Origin of the sequence: Brucella intermedia LMG 3301 (assembly GCF_000182645.1) — a bacterium.
Lineage (GTDB): Bacteria > Pseudomonadota > Alphaproteobacteria > Rhizobiales > Rhizobiaceae > Brucella > Brucella intermedia.
In genome coordinates, this window is sequence record NZ_ACQA01000001.1 from 1,670,839 (window position 1) to 1,686,667 (window position 15,829).

Below are 15,829 nucleotides of genomic sequence, written 5' to 3' on the forward strand. Positions count from 1 at the left end.
CAGCGGCAGCAGGGCATGCCTGCTGCCGCATGGCTTCAATCCTTAAAAGGAAATATCCGCAGCCGGACGCACCCGCACGCGAGCATTTCCCGCCCTGAAACCGCTCAATGTTTCATTGTGATGCGCAACGATATCCGCAAATTGCAGGCTGGCGGTGTCGCCGGTCGTGTGCGCATCCCCGATCAACGTGACGTCGTAACCGAGAGAAACGGCGCGCCGGACGGTGGTGTCGACGCAATATTGCGTCTGGCAGCCGCCGACGACGAGATGCGAGATATTCCGCTGGTCCAGAACGGTTTGCAGGTCCGTTTCGTGGAAAGAATCGCAGCTCCGCTTTTCAACGAGAACGTCGCCCGGTTTCAGGGCAAGCTCCTCGCGGATTTGCCATCCCGCCGTGCCTTTTTCCAGCTCGTCCCCCGGGCCGCCGTCATGCTGAACCATGATGACCGGAATTCCGGCCTGCCGCGCCTTCTCCTGCAAGCCGCGCAGCCGCATGACGATCTCATCGAGGGCCTGGTCGATAGCGGGCTGCCGTTCCGGCGTGCCCATCCCGGCCACGATGTCGTTTTGAACATCTATGACAAGCAAAGCTGTTTTCATCAGTCAGCATCCGGTGATTGGTTGGCCTTCGCCATGCATAGCACAAAGAAAAGCCCTCGCCAGAGCGAGGGCTGAATCCAAAGTCGAAAGCCTTCAGGCCTTACGCTTTCACTGCAAAAGCGATTTCACGATGGCGCTGGCCCTGGTGAAATCCATCTTGCCGGCATAACGCTCCTTCAGGACCGCCATGCACTTGCCCATGTCGCGCAGGCCCTGCGCGCCGATTTCAGCAATTACATCCGCACAGGCCTGCTTGATCTCGTCGTCCGACATCTGCTGCGGCAGAAACTCGGAAATGATCGCGATTTCCTCACGCTCTGCTTCGGCCAGCTCGATACGGCTGCCCTCCTCGTAGATGCGGGCGGATTCTTCACGCTGCTTGACCATCTTGCCGAGGATGCCCAGCAATTCTTCGTCCCCGACCGGGTCCTTGCCAGCGGTGCGATTGGCGATATCTCGGTCCTTTACCGCAGCCAGGATCAGCCGCAGCGTCGACATGCGGCGCTTTTCCTGTGCTTTCAGCGCGGTCGTGAGGGCCTGGGAAATCTCCTGGCGAAGCATAACGTCTCTCCTGACGGTGTTTGTTCTGTGTTGTTCGTTTCGTGCATCTATACAGCAAGCGAATAGAAACGCCGAGCTGTCCGAACCGGCATCCCGAGAAATAATGCGACGATTATCGTCATTATTTCGGGAAAGCCCCGCTTCGGACGATTGACCCGGCCTTCAAGTTTCTCTATTGCTCAAGGCTTAGCAGGACATCGGCACGTGCTCGCGGCGGGAGGTTTGAAATCCCCGCTGCCTTTTGGCGCATATATGACCCTTGACGCTTCATCTTTCAAGCTACCTTACCGGTGGCGGGGTGAAACGCGAACGCGTGCCGCATAATGCATGTCGCCCAAAGGCGGGAACCGGTTTTGGGGCAAAGGCATGCATGCAAACAAACAGTTAGAGCCTCGATTTGATTCCATCAGTCCGGTGCACTAACTGGTAACGAAATAACAGCACACGCTGGCGTGCGGCTAACAAACAGGAGTGCAGACCATGACAGAAACGACACCGAAAACAGCACCCTGGACTGTCGAGAAGCGAACCGCGATCCTGGTTCTTGCGGACGGAACCGTGATCGAAGGCAAGGGCCTCGGCGCAGTTGGCGCGGTCGAAGCCGAAGTCGTGTTCAACACGGCGCTGACCGGTTACGAGGAAATCCTGACCGATCCATCCTATGCCGGACAGATCGTCACCTTTACCTTCCCGCATATCGGCAATGTCGGCACCAATGCCGAAGACATCGAAGACCTGACGCCCGCCAACCGCCACGGCGCTGTCGGCGCGATCTTCAAGGCCGACATCACCTCGCCGTCGAATTTCCGCGCAAAAGAAGATCTCGACGCCTGGCTGAAGCATCGCGGCATCATCGCGCTCGCCGGCATCGACACCCGCGCGCTGACTTCGCTCATTCGCGAGCGCGGTGCCCAGAACGCGGTGATCGCGCATGACCCGAGCGGCAATTTCGACCTTGATGCACTCAAGGCGCGTGCTGCCGCATGGAGCGGCCTCGAAAACCTCGATCTCGCCAAGGACGTCACGGTTGGTCAGAGCCTCACATGGAAGGAAACACCATGGACGCTCGCAAATGGCTACGGCGAACAGGAAGCCCCGGAATATCACGTGGTGGCGCTGGATTTCGGCGTGAAGCGCAACATCCTGCGCCTGCTCACTGGCCTCGGCGCAAAAGTCACCGTTCTGCCTGCGACCGCGACGGCTGAGGACGTTCTGGCCCACAATCCGGATGGCGTCTTTCTCTCCAACGGCCCCGGCGACCCGGCAGCGACCGGCGAATATGCCGTGCCGACCATCAAGAAGCTTGTCGAAACCGAACTCCCGGTCTTCGGCATCTGCCTCGGTCACCAGATGCTGGCGCTCGCGCTTGGCGGACGCACCGAGAAAATGCATCAGGGCCATCACGGCGCCAACCATCCAGTGAAGGACTACACGACCGGCAAGGTCGAGATCGTCTCGATGAACCACGGCTTCGCGGTCGATTCAGACTCGCTGCCGGAAAATGTCGAGGAGACCCACGTCTCGCTCTTCGACGGCACCAATTGCGGCCTGCGCGTTGTCGGCAAGCCGGTCTTCTCGGTGCAGCACCATCCGGAAGCATCGCCCGGCCCGCAGGATTCGCACTATCTGTTCCGCCGTTTCATCAATCTGATCCGCGAAAAGAAGGGCCAGGCGCCGCTTCCGGAACGCGAACAGGCGGCTTGAACGCTGCGCATGAACCATCAAACGAAAAGGCCGGAGCAAAACTCCGGCCTTTCTTTTTGTATCAATCAGACCTCCGACAGTCTGGCCGGTGCGGTAGGCCGCACCCGCGCCACCACGATGACCAGCGCCAGAAAGACCAGCCCGGCGCCCACGGCATAGGGCATGCCCGCGAAAACGAACGGCGCATTCTTGCCGGTGAAAATCGCGAAAAGCTGCGTGAAGATGAGCGGGCCGATGATGGTCGTAATGCTCGACACGCTTGTCAGTGCGCCCTGCAATTCGCCTTGCGCCGAAGGCGGAACCTTGCCTGCCGCGATGCTGCGCAGCGGCGGATCGGCCAGACCTTCCAGCGCCGTCAGGAAGATGACGGCATAAACCATCCATCCCTCCCATGCGATGGCGTAGCCGATCAGCCCCAGACAGGAGAACAGCACACCGGTCATCGCCGTGCGCTTTTCACCCAGTATCGGCAGGACCCGTGGCAGAACCAGCGCCATGACGAATGCCGCGCCAATGCCGAAAAGCCCGAGCGAAAAGCCGATCTGCGCTTCGCTCCAGTTATAGCGATAAGCACCGACAAACGCCCAGACGGACGGATAGACGGCATGGGCCAGCCAGAACAGGAAGAAGACCAGCACGACCCAGCCGATGCCCGGATAGTTCCGCATCTGCTTGAGTGCTCCCAGCGGATTGGCGCGGGCGAACTTGAACGAGCGCCGGTTTTCACGCTTCAACGTTTCCGGCAAAAGGAAATAAGCCAGAATGAAGTTGATGAACGACAGGAACGCCGCACCGTAGAACGGAACGCGCGGGCCGAACTCGCCCAGCAAGCCGCCCAGGACCGGACCGAGCGCAAAACCGACACCGAAGGCAATGCCGATCAGGCCGAAATTGCGCGCGCGATTGCTGTCATCGCTCACATCGGCGATGTAGGCCGAAGCCGTCGCGAAGCTCGCTCCGCTGATACCCGCCAGAATACGGCCGACAAACAGCATCCAGTAGGTGGTTGCGAGCGCGCAGATCAGATTGTCGAGCGCGAAGGTGAAGATCGAGGCGAGCAGCACCGGGCGCCGCCCGAACCGGTCGCTCAGATTGCCGATCATCGGGGCGAACAGGAATTGCATTCCGGCATAGACCAGCAGGAGCCAGCCGCCATCGACGGCAGCGGTGCTGATATCCGCGCCGGTCAGCTCTTCGAGAAAAGTCGGCAGAACCGGCATGATGATCGCAATGCCGATAATGTCGAGAAACAATGTCATAAAGACGAGTAACAAGCCCCGCCGTACAAACTGGGGATCATGCATGGGACACCTGAAATATGCTCCACGACGGACGAGGTGGAACAGTCATAAATTGTGTTGATTGGAGAACTCGCGCGCCATCGCCGCTCAAAACTGAGCGTCACGCTTGCAAATCGGGAAAAGGGCCGCGCCGGTCAAAAAGCATTTATCTGGAAAATTATTTCACGACAAGGCGAATATTCCCCGGTTTCGACAAAAAGAAAATGGAATTCCGCCGGATAAAGAAAAAGGCGGTCGAAACCGCCTTTTCCGCAATATCGAAACGATCTTAAACGTCACCGCTGAACGTATCGCATGATTCCAGCTTTCCGCTGTCGAAACCGCGCTGGAACCATTTGGCACGCTGGGCCGAGGTGCCGTGATTGAAGCTTTCAGGCACGACATAACCCTGACTGCGGCGTTGCAGCGTATCGTCGCCGATCTGGTGGGCCGCATTGAGCGCACTTTCCAGGTCGCCTGACTCCAGAATGCCCTTCTGCTCCGTGTAGTAGCCCCACACACCGGCGAAGCAATCGGCCTGTAGCTCGACGCGGACCGACATCTGGTTTGCCTGCGCTTCGCTCATCTGCTGGCGCATCTGGTTGAATTTCGGCAGGATGCCGAGCAGGTTCTGCACATGGTGGCCGACCTCATGCGCCAGAACATAGGCACGCGCAAAATCGCCGGAAGCCCCGAAGCGGTTGGCCAGTTCGTTATAGAAGCTCAGATCGATGTAGAGCTTGCGGTCGCCGGGGCAGTAAAACGGCCCTGAAGCCGCAGATGCAAAACCGCAGGCCGAACGAACCTGTCCCGAAAACAGCACCATCGTCGGCTTGGTATAGGTCTGGCCGCGCGACTGGAAAATGCCGCTCCAAACGTCTTCCGTCTCGGCAAGGATGGTGCGGGCAAACTGCGTCGTCTCGTCATTGGCAACATTGCCGCCTTCGGCAACCGTCCGTCCCGACTGGTCGGCCTGCTGGGTCACGCTCGGCCCCATGCTGCCGTCACCGAACAGGATTGGCAGCGGATCGATGCCCACGGCGCGCAGCACGAAGAACATCACCACCAGAATGAGGATGCCTGAAATCCCGCCGCCACGGACGATTCGAAATCCCGGACCGCCAAGGCCCCCGCCGCGACCGAAGCCGCCGCCTGCACCACCGCCCTGCTCTCCGCGCAGATCTTCAACATTGTCGCTTTGCCTACGGCCTTGCCAGCGCATTGACCAACTCCCGTGCACCGTGCCACCCTTAACGAAGCGGCACCAAACTATACCTGTAATTGTCGCATAAAGAGTTGGCACGGCAACATAAAAAGTAAATGGCAGCGTCAATCACAAACGAAGACTCTTTCGCAATAGTTTGCTCACAAGAAACCCCCTTCGGCTTCGATAGGTGAAACCTGCCGCAAAGAGAGCCAGCAGAAGGCAGGCCAAAAGAAATGGCGACCTCCATCCATAAGGAAACGCAACCTCGTTCATGATGCGTCCGGGCATGAAGGCAAAGAACCCTGCTCCAGGAATTCCGCCGAGATAGACGCTTCTCATGACCCTGCGATGTGCCTCTATCTGCCCTGTCCGGGCAGCAACGACGGCGCACGCACACCCCGCCAGCACCAGTATCGAAAGAATATGTATCGGGCTGAAGCCGCCTATGAGATTGATCTGGTGAATGAAAAAGCTCGAGATGGCAGTTGCCACCATCAGCATCACCCAAAGGCGCCCGAGCGCCTTGTGCAGTCTCGTACCCTCGCGGCGCATGAAGATGACAAGGCCGATGATGGCGGCGGGCACGACAGTCGCGACATGGATCTGAATGGCAAGCGGTGCATGAAGAAGCGGTTCGAAGTTCATCGCAGCGTTCCTGTTGAATTTCCTGTCGCTATCAACAAGACTGCGCTCACCTCAATCGAAACGGCGTCAAATGCAGGAAAACTACGTGACCGGGGGCTTGTTGCAATCCGCGCTTCGCGAATTGTCGACCATCATTCGTGCGCTGCGCCTGTGGGGCACCTTCTTCGTCGTCGTGCTGATCTTCACCGTTACCGGCCCCTTCGGGACGGACCAGTCCATGCCGGTTGCGGTTCGCTTCTTTTACTGGCTCTCGGTGCAGTTTGCCGGTTGGTCAACCGCAATCGCCTTTTCTGTTCTGGCGGATGCTTTTCTTGAACCATTTTTCAAGCATGCCTTTGCCCGCATGATGGCCGGCGCTGTTGTGGCTGCCCTTCCGATCGGGCTCTGGATCGGGTTTATCGACTGGGGCTTTTCGGGCAGAACGCCCACGGCGAGTGCGGTTCTCGCCAACGCCTCGGTCGCCTTGCCCCTCAGCGCCCTTTTCTGCATTCTCGCCTACATGACGCTGCGCCGTGAGCTGGAATCCGTGCCGAGAAATATTGCCGACACGCCACCCCCATTGCTCGCCCGGCTGAAACCCGGCAATCGCGGCGCGATTCTGCGTCTTTCCGCGGAAGATCACTACACAAGGATCGTCACCAGCCGGGGAGAGGAACTTCTCCTTCTCCGCTTTTCCGATGCCGTGAACGAGGTCGGCAATACGAGCGGACTTCAGATTCATCGCTCGCACTGGGTTGCCGACCGGCACGTTGCAGAATTGTGCAAGACCAATGGCGGTCTCAGCCTGCTGACGAAGGACGGCACGCTGCTGCCGGTCAGCCGCGCGAGTCGGAAATCAGCCCGCGAACGCTTTGGTTCGGTTATAACATCCACGGAGAAAGCAGAATTTTCGTGAATGCCCCCACTTTCTTTGAAATAAAACGATTTGTGGGGTTCCGCTTATCGAAATGATTGCCTATAAGGCCCGCTTAGCCCACAGAATTCATAAGCTGCCAACCCGCCGGAAAACCGTGCGGGCTTTTCTGGCAGGCTAAGAAGCATGTCTCTCGAAAGTGGGAACCGGTTTCGGGACAAGATCATGCGCGCGAAGAAGATAGGATGAGCTCATGCCGAAACGTACAGATATCAAATCGATCCTGATTATCGGCGCGGGCCCCATTGTCATCGGCCAGGCTTGCGAGTTCGACTATTCCGGCACGCAGGCCTGCAAGGCGTTGAAAGAGGAAGGCTACCGCATCATCCTCGTCAACTCCAACCCCGCCACGATCATGACCGATCCCGATCTGGCCGATGCGACCTATATCGAGCCGATCACCCCGGAAGTCGTGGCCAAGATCATCGCCAAGGAACGCCCGGATGCGATCCTGCCCACCATGGGCGGCCAGACCGCGCTCAACACCGCATTGTCGCTCCGCCGCATGGGCGTTCTCGAGCGCTACAATGTCGAGATGATCGGCGCCAATGCGGAAGCCATCGACAAGGCGGAAGATCGCGCGCTCTTCCGCGAGGCGATGCAGAAGATCGGCCTCGACACGCCGGGCTCGATGCTCGCCAACGCGACCGAAATCAAGGACGAGGACCGCAAGCGCCACGAAGCCAAGCGCGCCGAAGTGAAGGCGCAGTTCTCCGGCGACGATCTCGACAAGGCGCTCGACAAGCTGGAAACCGAATGGCAGCTCGGCGAAGTGGAACGCAAGCAGCGCTATATGAGCCATGCGCTTGCAAAGGCAGCGCAGGCGCTCGACGTGGTCGGCCTTCCCGCCATCATCCGCCCGAGCTTCACGCTCGGCGGCACCGGCGGCGGCATTGCCTATAACCGCCAGGAATTCTTTGAGATCATCGAACGCGGCCTCGACGCCTCGCCGACGACCGAAGTTCTAATCGAAGAGTCGGTTCTGGGCTGGAAAGAATATGAAATGGAAGTCGTCCGCGACAAGGCGGACAACTGCATCATCATCTGCTCGATTGAAAACCTCGACCCGATGGGCGTGCATACCGGCGACTCGATCACGGTTGCGCCTGCGCTGACCTTGACCGACAAGGAATACCAGATCATGCGCAACGCCTCGATTGCGGTGCTGCGCGAGATCGGCGTCGAAACCGGCGGCTCCAACGTCCAGTTCGCGATCAATCCGGCCAATGGCCGCATGATCGTCATCGAAATGAACCCGCGCGTGTCGCGCTCTTCGGCGCTGGCTTCCAAGGCAACCGGCTTCCCGATCGCCAAGGTCGCAGCCAAGCTCGCCGTCGGCTACACCCTCGATGAACTCGACAACGACATTACCGGCGGTGCAACGCCTGCCTCGTTCGAGCCGTCGATCGACTATGTCGTCACCAAAATCCCGCGTTTTGCCTTCGAGAAATTCCCCGGTTCCTCGCCGATCCTGACCACCGCCATGAAGTCGGTCGGTGAAGTGATGGCCATTGGCCGTACCTTCCAGGAAAGCTTGCAAAAGGCACTGCGCGGTCTCGAAACCGGCCTGACCGGCCTTGATGAAATCGCCATCCCCAACATCGAGGAAGGCGACGAAAAGAACGCCATCCGCGCCGCCATCGGCACGCCGACGCCGGATCGTCTGCGCATGGTAGCGCAGGCAATGCGCCTTGGCCTCACCACCGAGCAGGTCCACGACGCATCGAAGATCGATCCGTGGTTCCTCGAACAGATCGAAGCCATCGTGAAGACTGAAGAGCGCATTCGCGAACATGGTCTGCCGCAGGACGCTGAAAACCTGCGCATGCTGAAGGCCATGGGCTTCTCCGATGCGCGCCTTGCAAGCCTGACCGGCAAGGACGCGGAAGACGTGGCCAAGCTGCGCGCCGATCTCGACGTGCATCCGGTCTACAAGCGCATCGACACCTGCGCGGCCGAATTCGCATCACCGACCGCCTATATGTACTCGACCTACGAAACGCCTTTCGTCGGCCAGCCGCGCTCGGAAGCCGAAGTATCGGATCGCAAGAAGGTCGTCATTCTCGGCGGCGGTCCGAACCGTATCGGTCAGGGCATCGAGTTCGATTATTGCTGCTGCCATGCAGCCTTCGCGCTCGGCGATGCCGATTACGAAGCCATCATGGTCAACTGCAACCCGGAAACGGTTTCGACCGACTACGACACCTCGGACCGTCTCTATTTCGAACCGCTGACCGCGGAAGACGTGCTGGAAATCCTGCGCGTCGAGCAGGAAAAGGGCACGCTTCATGGCGTCATCGTGCAGTTTGGCGGTCAGACCCCGCTGAAACTCGCCAATGCGCTTGAAAAGGCAGGCATTCCGATCCTCGGCACCTCGCCGGACGCCATCGACCTTGCCGAAGACCGCGACCGCTTCCAGAAGCTGCTGATCAAGCTCGATCTCAACCAGCCTAAGAACGGCATCGCCTATTCGGTCGAACAGGCCCGCCTCGTCGCCGCCGATCTCGGTTTCCCGCTTGTCGTGCGCCCGTCTTATGTTCTGGGTGGCCGCGCCATGCAGATCATCCATGATGAGCGTTCGTTGCAGAACTATCTGCTCGATACCGTGCCGGAACTGGTGCCTGAAGACATCAAGGCCAAGTACCCGAACGACAAGACCGGCCAGATCAACACGTTGCTCGGCAAGAACCCGCTCCTGTTCGACACCTATCTGACCGAAGCCATCGAAGTGGACGTCGACTGCCTGTGCGACGGCAAGGACAGCTTTGTCGCCGGCATCATGGAGCATATCGAGGAAGCCGGCATCCACTCGGGCGACAGCGCCTGCTCGCTGCCGGTGCACACACTTTCGGCTGAAATCGTCGCCGAACTGGAACGCCAGACGGCAGCGCTGGCCAAGGCGCTTCATGTGGGCGGCCTGATGAATGTGCAGTTCGCCATCAAGGACGGCGAAATCTTCATTCTCGAAGTCAATCCGCGTGCATCGCGCACGGTTCCCTTCGTGGCCAAGACGGTCGGCACCCCGATTGCCAAGGTCGCAGCCCGCATCATGGCCGGTGAAAGCCTTGAGGCAGCACTCGGCGCCTATGGCGGCAAGCCGAAGACCCCTTCCCGTCCGCATATCGCGGTCAAGGAAGCCGTGTTCCCGTTTGCCCGCTTCCCCGGCGTCGACACGCTGCTTGGGCCTGAAATGCGCTCGACCGGCGAAGTCATGGGTCTCGACTACGACTATGCTCTGGCCTTCGCAAAGGCACAGCTCGGTGCCGGCGTGGAACTGCCGCGTGAAGGCACGGTCTTCGTATCGGTCCGCGATGAGGACAAGGAACGCGTGCTCGGCCCCGTCCGCCTGCTGGCAAGCATCGGCTTCAAGGTCATGGCGACCGGCGGAACGCAGAAGTTCCTCGAAGCAAACGGCGTCGAATCGACCAAGATCAACAAGGTCATCGAAGGCCGTCCGCATGTGGAAGACGCGATCCGCAATCGCCAGATTCATCTGGTCTTCAATACGACGGACAGCGCAAGTGCCGTTTCCGACTCCAAGTCGATCCGCCGCGCAACGCTGATGCAGAAGCTGCCTTACTATACGACGATGGCCGGAGCGGAAGCTGCTGCCGAAGCCATCGCCGCGCTCAAGGCAGGCTCGCTGGAAGTTCGTCCGCTTCAGGATTACTTCCGCTGACCGCATAGAGCATTTCCAGCAAAAGTGCGAAGCGGTTTTGCGTGAGGAAAATGCGACAAAACAAATAGTTAGAGCAGTTCCAACGACTCCGTTTTAACCGGAACCGTTCTAACTCATGAAAGTTGAAAAGCCGCCGGGCGACCGGCGGCTTTTTCATGCCGTTTTCAGGGCCCGCACCTCCAGAGGCTTTCCTGAAGGGTCGTCTTCCAGACTGATCTGCTGGGTGAAAAGCCCGTCATGCAGATGCGGCTTGCCAAGATGAATGACGGCTGCATCTTTCAGCTCGGTATTCAGCATGTCGCGAATCCGGTCGTAGGCTTCGGCATCGAGGCCGTCGAGCGCGCCATCGATGACGATCCACTGCGGTTTCTGCAGGATCAGGCGGGCGAAAGCGATACACTGACGCTCATCGTCCGTCAGGACGCGATCCCAGCGTGCAGCGTGGTCAAGACTGGTCGCCAGACGCTCAAGCCCGGCCCGCCGCAGAACATTCTCCAGATCCTGTTCGGAAAACTTCTTGATATCGAGCGGATAGACGATCACGCCCTTGAGATTGCCCGGCGGAAAATAGGGCGCGCGCGGCATGAAGGCCACGCCTACGCCAGCCGGCATGCCGATCCGCCCCTCGCCCCATGGCCAAAGCCCGCCCAGTGCGCGGAAGAGCAGCGTTCTCTGTGTCTCGGTCCCGCCAGTCACCAGCACCCGCTCGCCGGGCTTCACCGAAAAGGCCTTGCGGGAAAGCTTCAGGCACTGGTCGGGCGCGGCAATGGAAACACCGTCCAGCGTCAGCCTGTCATCGTCATTCGTTGCAAGGTCGATCTGCCGGTCCAGATGGCCAAGCGCATCCATGTGCAGCACCGCCTGGCGAAAACTCGCGACGCGAAGCAGCGTCGCCCGCCAGTCGGCGATCGCACCGAAATTGTCGACGAACCAGCGCAGCGCATTATGCACCTGCGTGAATGCGCCGACCGCCATCATCAGACCGCCGAATGTCAGCCCGCCACCGAAATAGACCGGTGCTGCAACGAGGATCGGCGCCACGATCGTCAGCCAGCCATAACCTGCCGTCACCCAAGTCAGCCGCGTGGTTGCATAGACGATCTTGCGGATCGCGCCCAGAACCGCATCGATGTCCAGATCGAGGCGGCGTCTCTCATCCCCCTCGCCGCGCGACAGGGTGATGGCGTCGAGATGTTCATTGACCCGCATCAGCGATGCGCGGAAATCCGCCTCGCGCGCATAGCGGTTGGCGTTGATGTTGACCAGGCTGCGCCCCACGATCCATGTGAGCCAGGAGGCGGAAGCCGCATAAAGGATAACGGCCCAGACCATGTAACCGGGGATGGAGAAGCTGTAGCCCGCGACATGAAACACGAAACCGCTCGAAAGCGACCACAGAACGCCGACGAAACTCACCAGAATGACGGTCGACTGGAGCAGGTTGATCCCCAGATCGCACGACATTTCCGCAAAGTGCCGCGCATCTTCATGCAGGCGCTGATCAGGGTTGATGCCGATCTCGCCCGCATTGGCGAGGCGGAAGGCCCTGCCCGGCGCCAGCCATTGCCCCACCAGATCGCGGGCCAGCCCCTCGCGCATCTTGAGCTTGAACATCTGGTTGAGCCAGGTCTGCGATACGTTGAGAAGCAGAAGAGCGCCTGCAATCCCGAAGAACACCATCAATTGATGGAAGAAAGCCTGTAAATCCCGACGGGCAAGTGCATCGTAGAACGGTTCGTTCCAGCGATTGATTGCCACCTGCCCGATGGCGATCAGCACGACGAGAGCAAAAATCCCGGCCCCGAGCGCAATCAGCGTGTTGCGCACCGGCGAGACCAGAAAAGCCCCGACCATCATCGAAACCTGTGAAAAAAGATCGGTCCCATCGCGCGACGGCGTGCCGCCGATCAGCTTGGCGGAACTTTTGCGCAGGCGTTCCGTGACGCTGCGTCTGGGCTTCTTGCGGCGGCGCTCCTTCCCGGGTGCGCTCTGCTTCGTCTTGTCCTTGTCTGGTTCAGACGTCATTTCCTGCCTCGCTGCCCGTGGCCCGCTCGATTTTGCAGATACTCATTAGAGCATTTCCAGCAAAAGTGGGAACCGGTTTTGCGTTGGGAAATGCGTCACTACAAATACATAGAGCAGTCCGGCGATTCCGGCTTCACGCGGAAGTCAAAGATTGGAGATCGGCACATTTTTTCGCGCAGGAGAGCTGATACGCCCCACAACAATATGCGGGTTTTACCGGCAGGCTTTCGCTGCAATGATGGCCGGACCCCGAACCCTGCCGGAAAGCAATCCATGGCTGTCACGATCAAGCCCATCGACAAAGTGCTCATTTATGCAACGTGGAACGACCGCCTTCTGGTATTTGAAGAACCGGATTTTCCCGAAACACCGCTACAGGTGCCGGGCGGCACGGTCGATGCGGGAGAAGACATTCTCGCCGCCGCCTATCGCGAATTCGCCGAAGAAACGGGGCTTCTCCCCAGCGACAGCATGATCCACCTCGAAACCGTTGTTTACGACTATCCGGAAAGGGGCTCCAGGGAGCGGCACCGCCGCCATTGCTTCCACCTGAAATTGAACGCCACGATGCCTGAAACCTGGGATCACTATGAAATGTCGCCTTGCGACGGCGGCGCGCCGATCCTGTTTCGGCTGTTCTGGCTCGACCGCAGGAGCGCGCAAAACCGGCTGGGCCTTGGAATGGCTGAAAGCATCAGTAAAATCAGTTTCTAGCTCGCATTCTATCTATCTTGTATTGGTCAAATTTGTCGCATATAGTTAGCGCATCGATTTTTCGGTCGAGTGACTTTGCGACCCGTGCGGCCCGCCGTGCTTCCTGACGATCTCCTGTCCATAAATTCGATTCACGGGCACGTGTGCGAAGCATACGGACTTAAAAATTACTATGTTACAAAGGACATTCCCATGGCTACGGGAACAGTTAAGTGGTTCAACACGACCAAGGGCTTCGGCTTCATCCAGCCTGACCAGGGCGGCACGGACGTATTCGTTCACATCTCCGCCGTTCAGCGCGCTGGCCTTGCCACGCTCGACGAAGGTCAGAAGGTTTCTTACGAAATCGTTCAGGACCGCCGTTCCGGCCGTTCGTCTGCAGACAACCTCGTCGCAGCCTGATCGTCAGAATATAACAAAAAAGGCGGGTCCTCGGGCCCGCCTTTTTTGTTTGTCCGCCGTTCCGTTCAGCCCCGTCCCATCGCGCTTGCGCCAAGAATGAGCGCTGCGACCAGCGCGGCAATGGTGCGGACGTGATTCCACAAGGTCCAGTCGCGCACATAAACGAGCCAGGCGTCGGCGGACGCAGCGGCATTGACGTCCATCACGGCAAGCTGGTTGTTCAGCGGCACGTTGAGAACCATCGTGACGCCGATAGTGCCGACGAGATAGACGGCAGCGCCGGCCACCGCCCACGTCGACAGGCCCCCGAAGCCTATCAATCCCAGCACGATAATCGCGAGGCACAGCAATGCGGTGCCGAAAAAGGCGGCGAAGAACGTGCCGTTGAGCACGGTGATGTTGATCGACTGCATCGCCATCATGCCCGCGCTCGCCGGAATGCGCGCCAGCGCGACCATCACAAAACTTGAGAACGCATAGAAAATGCCGCCTGTAATGGCGCTGCCCCATGCCGTCAGCAGAACCAGCAACTGAAAACCCGTCGTCATGACTGTCCTCCCTCTGTCGTCGGCGGAAGCTTTATCCGCACGAAACCTGTTCACCTTCGCGGCCAAAAATCTGAGTAACCCTCATATTTGCAATATGTGAGTAATCCTCATATTCTGTCAAGAGCGAAATATGTGAGTCGGTCATGAAGCAGAATTCCGCCGGGCAAGCAGAGGCCACCAGCACCCCTGTCCTGCGCCGCACACCCAGCCAGAGCCGCGCGCAGGAGAAGATCCGTCGCATAGCAGAATGCGCCACGGCTCTGATCGCCGCCAAAGGCAGCGACAGTCTCAGGATGAGTGAGATCGCCCAGCAGGCCGGTATTTCCATTGGCGCGCTCTATCAGTATTTCCCCGACAAGAGCGCCCTGATCCGCTACCTGTTTGAAAGCTCCAATGCACAATCGCGCCAGTGTATCGCCGAAGGGCTCGCGACCGCCAATTCGGCAGATGAGCTGATTGTCGCCTTCAATGCATTGATCGATGAATATCTGGGGCTGATGCGGCTGGAACCGGCAATGCGCGACATCTGGTCGGCCACGCAGACAGACAAGTCCCTGTCAAAGCTGGAAATTGATGAAAGCAGGCAGAACGGCCAGCTGCTGGCCGATACGATCCGCCGGATCGCCCCCGGCAAGCTGCCGCCGCAACTGGACGAATCCGCGTTCCTGCTGATGCATTTCGGCGAATCCACCATGCGCATCGCCGTCGAGGTTTCGGAAAGCGAATGCGATGCGCTGATAGCGGCTTACAAGCTGATGGCCACGCGCAGCCTGCGCGACCTGATGGCAGGATAGAACCTTAAGGCAGCCACTCGATCGGCACATGCCCCTTGTCGCTGGCGACACGCTCCAGCCATGCGCGCACGGCGGGATATCGCTGCATGTCGAAACCGCCCAGATGCGCTTCGTGCGTATAGGCATAGAGCGCGATATCAGCCACCGTATAAGTGTGACCGGCGATGAACGGCGTTTTCTTCAACTGGGTTTCCATCACGGCCAGCGCCTTTTCGCCGCCAGCCAGCGTGGAAGCGAGACGCTCCGGCGTCGCATCACGCGACCGCTCCGGATAGACCATCAAGGCACGGCGCACCGCGATATAAGGCTCATGGCTATATTGCTCGAAGAACAGCCATTGATAGACCAGAGCGCGCTCGTAGGGGTCTTGCGGCAACAGGGGTGTTCCCTCCGCCAGATGCAGGAGAATGGCGTTCGATTCCGCGAGGAAACGACCGTCTTCCAGTTCCAGCAGCGGAACCTTGCCGTTCGGGTTCCTGGCCAGATATTCCGGCGTCCGCGTCGATCCATCAAGCGAGGAAACCGCGACGTGACGAAAGGGCTTGCCGATCTTCGCCAGAAGCAGGCGAGGCTTGTAGCAATTGCCGGAATCGGCGTGTTCATAAAGCGTCAGCATGGTCGTCTCCTGTTTGCCGCAATATTCCTGCCCGCCAGCTTCCTGTCCAATCAGTTTCTTTGCGCTAATATGTCAGCATTGCTGATGGATCTGTTCGTTTCGGCAACACATTTGCGCGAAATCCGGCAATTGCGGACGAAT

Annotated in this window: 14 protein-coding genes; 6 read left to right on the forward strand and 8 right to left on the reverse strand. The window is 59.1% G+C overall.

What is annotated here, in order from left to right; translation table 11 throughout:
- Positions 1-42 precede the first annotated feature (42 nt).
- Both OINT_RS07960 and OINT_RS07965 read right to left on the reverse strand, forming a co-directional pair.
- Positions 43-600, reverse strand: a complete 558-nt coding sequence (locus OINT_RS07960) for a cysteine hydrolase family protein (protein WP_006471649.1) — start codon at positions 598-600, stop codon at positions 43-45.
- A 108-nt stretch (positions 601-708) separates the two neighbouring features.
- Positions 709-1,161: a GatB/YqeY domain-containing protein gene (locus tag OINT_RS07965; RefSeq protein WP_006467269.1), complete on the reverse strand. Its 453-nt coding sequence runs from the start codon at positions 1,159-1,161 to the stop codon at positions 709-711.
- Between the two features lie 480 nt (positions 1,162-1,641).
- Between OINT_RS07965 and carA the strand changes: the two genes are divergently transcribed.
- Complete coding sequence (carA, locus tag OINT_RS07970) at positions 1,642-2,865, forward strand: glutamine-hydrolyzing carbamoyl-phosphate synthase small subunit (RefSeq protein WP_006471648.1); 1,224 nt, start codon at positions 1,642-1,644, stop codon at positions 2,863-2,865.
- 65 nt (positions 2,866-2,930) lie between these two features.
- On the opposite strand, the gene OINT_RS07975 is transcribed toward carA, so the two are convergent.
- The 3 genes from OINT_RS07975 to OINT_RS07985 all read right to left on the reverse strand — a co-directional run bounded on the left by OINT_RS07975 (position 2,931) and on the right by OINT_RS07985 (position 5,997).
- Positions 2,931-4,169 carry a TCR/Tet family MFS transporter gene (locus OINT_RS07975; protein ID WP_006467271.1) on the reverse strand — a complete coding sequence of 413 codons (1,239 nt, stop codon included), beginning with the start codon at positions 4,167-4,169 and terminating at the stop codon, positions 2,931-2,933.
- 265 nt (positions 4,170-4,434) lie between these two features.
- Entirely contained in the window at positions 4,435-5,367 is a 933-nt protein-coding gene (gene ypfJ, locus OINT_RS07980; protein WP_006471647.1) for a KPN_02809 family neutral zinc metallopeptidase, read from the reverse strand.
- 111 nt (positions 5,368-5,478) lie between these two features.
- A complete protein-coding gene (locus OINT_RS07985) occupies positions 5,479-5,997 on the reverse strand; it encodes a DUF2306 domain-containing protein (protein ID WP_006467273.1) in 519 nt (172 codons plus the stop codon).
- Between the two features lie 70 nt (positions 5,998-6,067).
- Here OINT_RS07985 and OINT_RS07990 point away from each other — a divergent pair, with 70 nt between their 5' ends.
- Together OINT_RS07990 and carB are read left to right on the forward strand one after the other, a co-directional pair.
- The gene (locus tag OINT_RS07990; protein WP_006471646.1) at positions 6,068-6,892 is read left to right on the forward strand and encodes a LytTR family DNA-binding domain-containing protein; all 825 of its coding nucleotides are present in this window, start codon (positions 6,068-6,070) and stop codon (positions 6,890-6,892) included.
- A gap of 211 nt (positions 6,893-7,103) precedes the next feature.
- Positions 7,104-10,589 carry a carbamoyl-phosphate synthase large subunit gene (gene carB, locus OINT_RS07995; protein WP_006467275.1) on the forward strand — a complete coding sequence of 1,162 codons (3,486 nt, stop codon included), beginning with the start codon at positions 7,104-7,106 and terminating at the stop codon, positions 10,587-10,589.
- 153 nt (positions 10,590-10,742) lie between these two features.
- Here carB and OINT_RS08000 read toward each other — a convergent pair whose 3' ends face one another.
- Positions 10,743-12,614 carry an ABC transporter ATP-binding protein/permease gene (locus tag OINT_RS08000; RefSeq protein ID WP_006467276.1) on the reverse strand — a complete coding sequence of 624 codons (1,872 nt, stop codon included), beginning with the start codon at positions 12,612-12,614 and terminating at the stop codon, positions 10,743-10,745.
- A 273-nt stretch (positions 12,615-12,887) separates the two neighbouring features.
- Between OINT_RS08000 and OINT_RS08005 the strand changes: the two genes are divergently transcribed.
- Positions 12,888-13,328, forward strand: coding sequence for an NUDIX hydrolase (locus OINT_RS08005; protein ID WP_006471897.1), 441 nt, complete (start codon positions 12,888-12,890; stop codon positions 13,326-13,328).
- A gap of 192 nt (positions 13,329-13,520) precedes the next feature.
- Complete coding sequence (locus tag OINT_RS08010; protein ID WP_006471898.1) at positions 13,521-13,730, forward strand: cold-shock protein; 210 nt, start codon at positions 13,521-13,523, stop codon at positions 13,728-13,730.
- A gap of 65 nt (positions 13,731-13,795) precedes the next feature.
- Here the strand turns inward: OINT_RS08010 and OINT_RS08015 are convergent, their stop codons facing one another.
- On the reverse strand, positions 13,796-14,278 hold the full coding sequence (locus OINT_RS08015; RefSeq protein WP_006471899.1) for an anthrone oxygenase family protein: 483 nt from the start codon (positions 14,276-14,278) through the stop codon (positions 13,796-13,798).
- A gap of 143 nt (positions 14,279-14,421) precedes the next feature.
- On the opposite strand from OINT_RS08015, the gene OINT_RS08020 reads away from it, so the two are divergent.
- Complete coding sequence (locus OINT_RS08020; protein WP_006467280.1) at positions 14,422-15,072, forward strand: TetR/AcrR family transcriptional regulator; 651 nt, start codon at positions 14,422-14,424, stop codon at positions 15,070-15,072.
- Positions 15,073-15,076: 4 nt separating this feature from the next.
- Here OINT_RS08020 and OINT_RS08025 read toward each other — a convergent pair whose 3' ends face one another.
- Positions 15,077-15,688, reverse strand: coding sequence for a glutathione S-transferase family protein (locus tag OINT_RS08025; protein WP_006467281.1), 612 nt, complete (start codon positions 15,686-15,688; stop codon positions 15,077-15,079).
- Positions 15,689-15,829: the final 141 nt, after the last annotated feature.

Bases quoted from the DNA above. Each gene is read 5' to 3' on its own strand.
- OINT_RS07960 (WP_006471649.1), bottom strand. From the start codon at position 600: ATGAAAACAGCTTTGCTTGTCATAGATGTTCAAAACGACATCGTGGCC.
- OINT_RS07965 (WP_006467269.1), bottom strand. From the start codon at position 1,161: ATGCTTCGCCAGGAGATTTCCCAGGCCCTCACGACCGCGCTGAAAGCA.
- carA (WP_006471648.1), top strand. From the start codon at position 1,642: ATGACAGAAACGACACCGAAAACAGCACCCTGGACTGTCGAGAAGCGA.
- OINT_RS07975 (WP_006467271.1), bottom strand. From the start codon at position 4,169: ATGCATGATCCCCAGTTTGTACGGCGGGGCTTGTTACTCGTCTTTATG.
- ypfJ (WP_006471647.1), bottom strand. From the start codon at position 5,367: ATGCGCTGGCAAGGCCGTAGGCAAAGCGACAATGTTGAAGATCTGCGC.
- OINT_RS07985 (WP_006467273.1), bottom strand. From the start codon at position 5,997: ATGAACTTCGAACCGCTTCTTCATGCACCGCTTGCCATTCAGATCCAT.
- OINT_RS07990 (WP_006471646.1), top strand. From the start codon at position 6,068: ATGCAGGAAAACTACGTGACCGGGGGCTTGTTGCAATCCGCGCTTCGC.
- carB (WP_006467275.1), top strand. From the start codon at position 7,104: ATGCCGAAACGTACAGATATCAAATCGATCCTGATTATCGGCGCGGGC.
- OINT_RS08000 (WP_006467276.1), bottom strand. From the start codon at position 12,614: ATGACGTCTGAACCAGACAAGGACAAGACGAAGCAGAGCGCACCCGGG.
- OINT_RS08005 (WP_006471897.1), top strand. From the start codon at position 12,888: ATGGCTGTCACGATCAAGCCCATCGACAAAGTGCTCATTTATGCAACG.
- OINT_RS08010 (WP_006471898.1), top strand. From the start codon at position 13,521: ATGGCTACGGGAACAGTTAAGTGGTTCAACACGACCAAGGGCTTCGGC.
- OINT_RS08015 (WP_006471899.1), bottom strand. From the start codon at position 14,278: ATGACGACGGGTTTTCAGTTGCTGGTTCTGCTGACGGCATGGGGCAGC.
- OINT_RS08020 (WP_006467280.1), top strand. From the start codon at position 14,422: ATGAAGCAGAATTCCGCCGGGCAAGCAGAGGCCACCAGCACCCCTGTC.
- OINT_RS08025 (WP_006467281.1), bottom strand. From the start codon at position 15,688: ATGCTGACGCTTTATGAACACGCCGATTCCGGCAATTGCTACAAGCCT.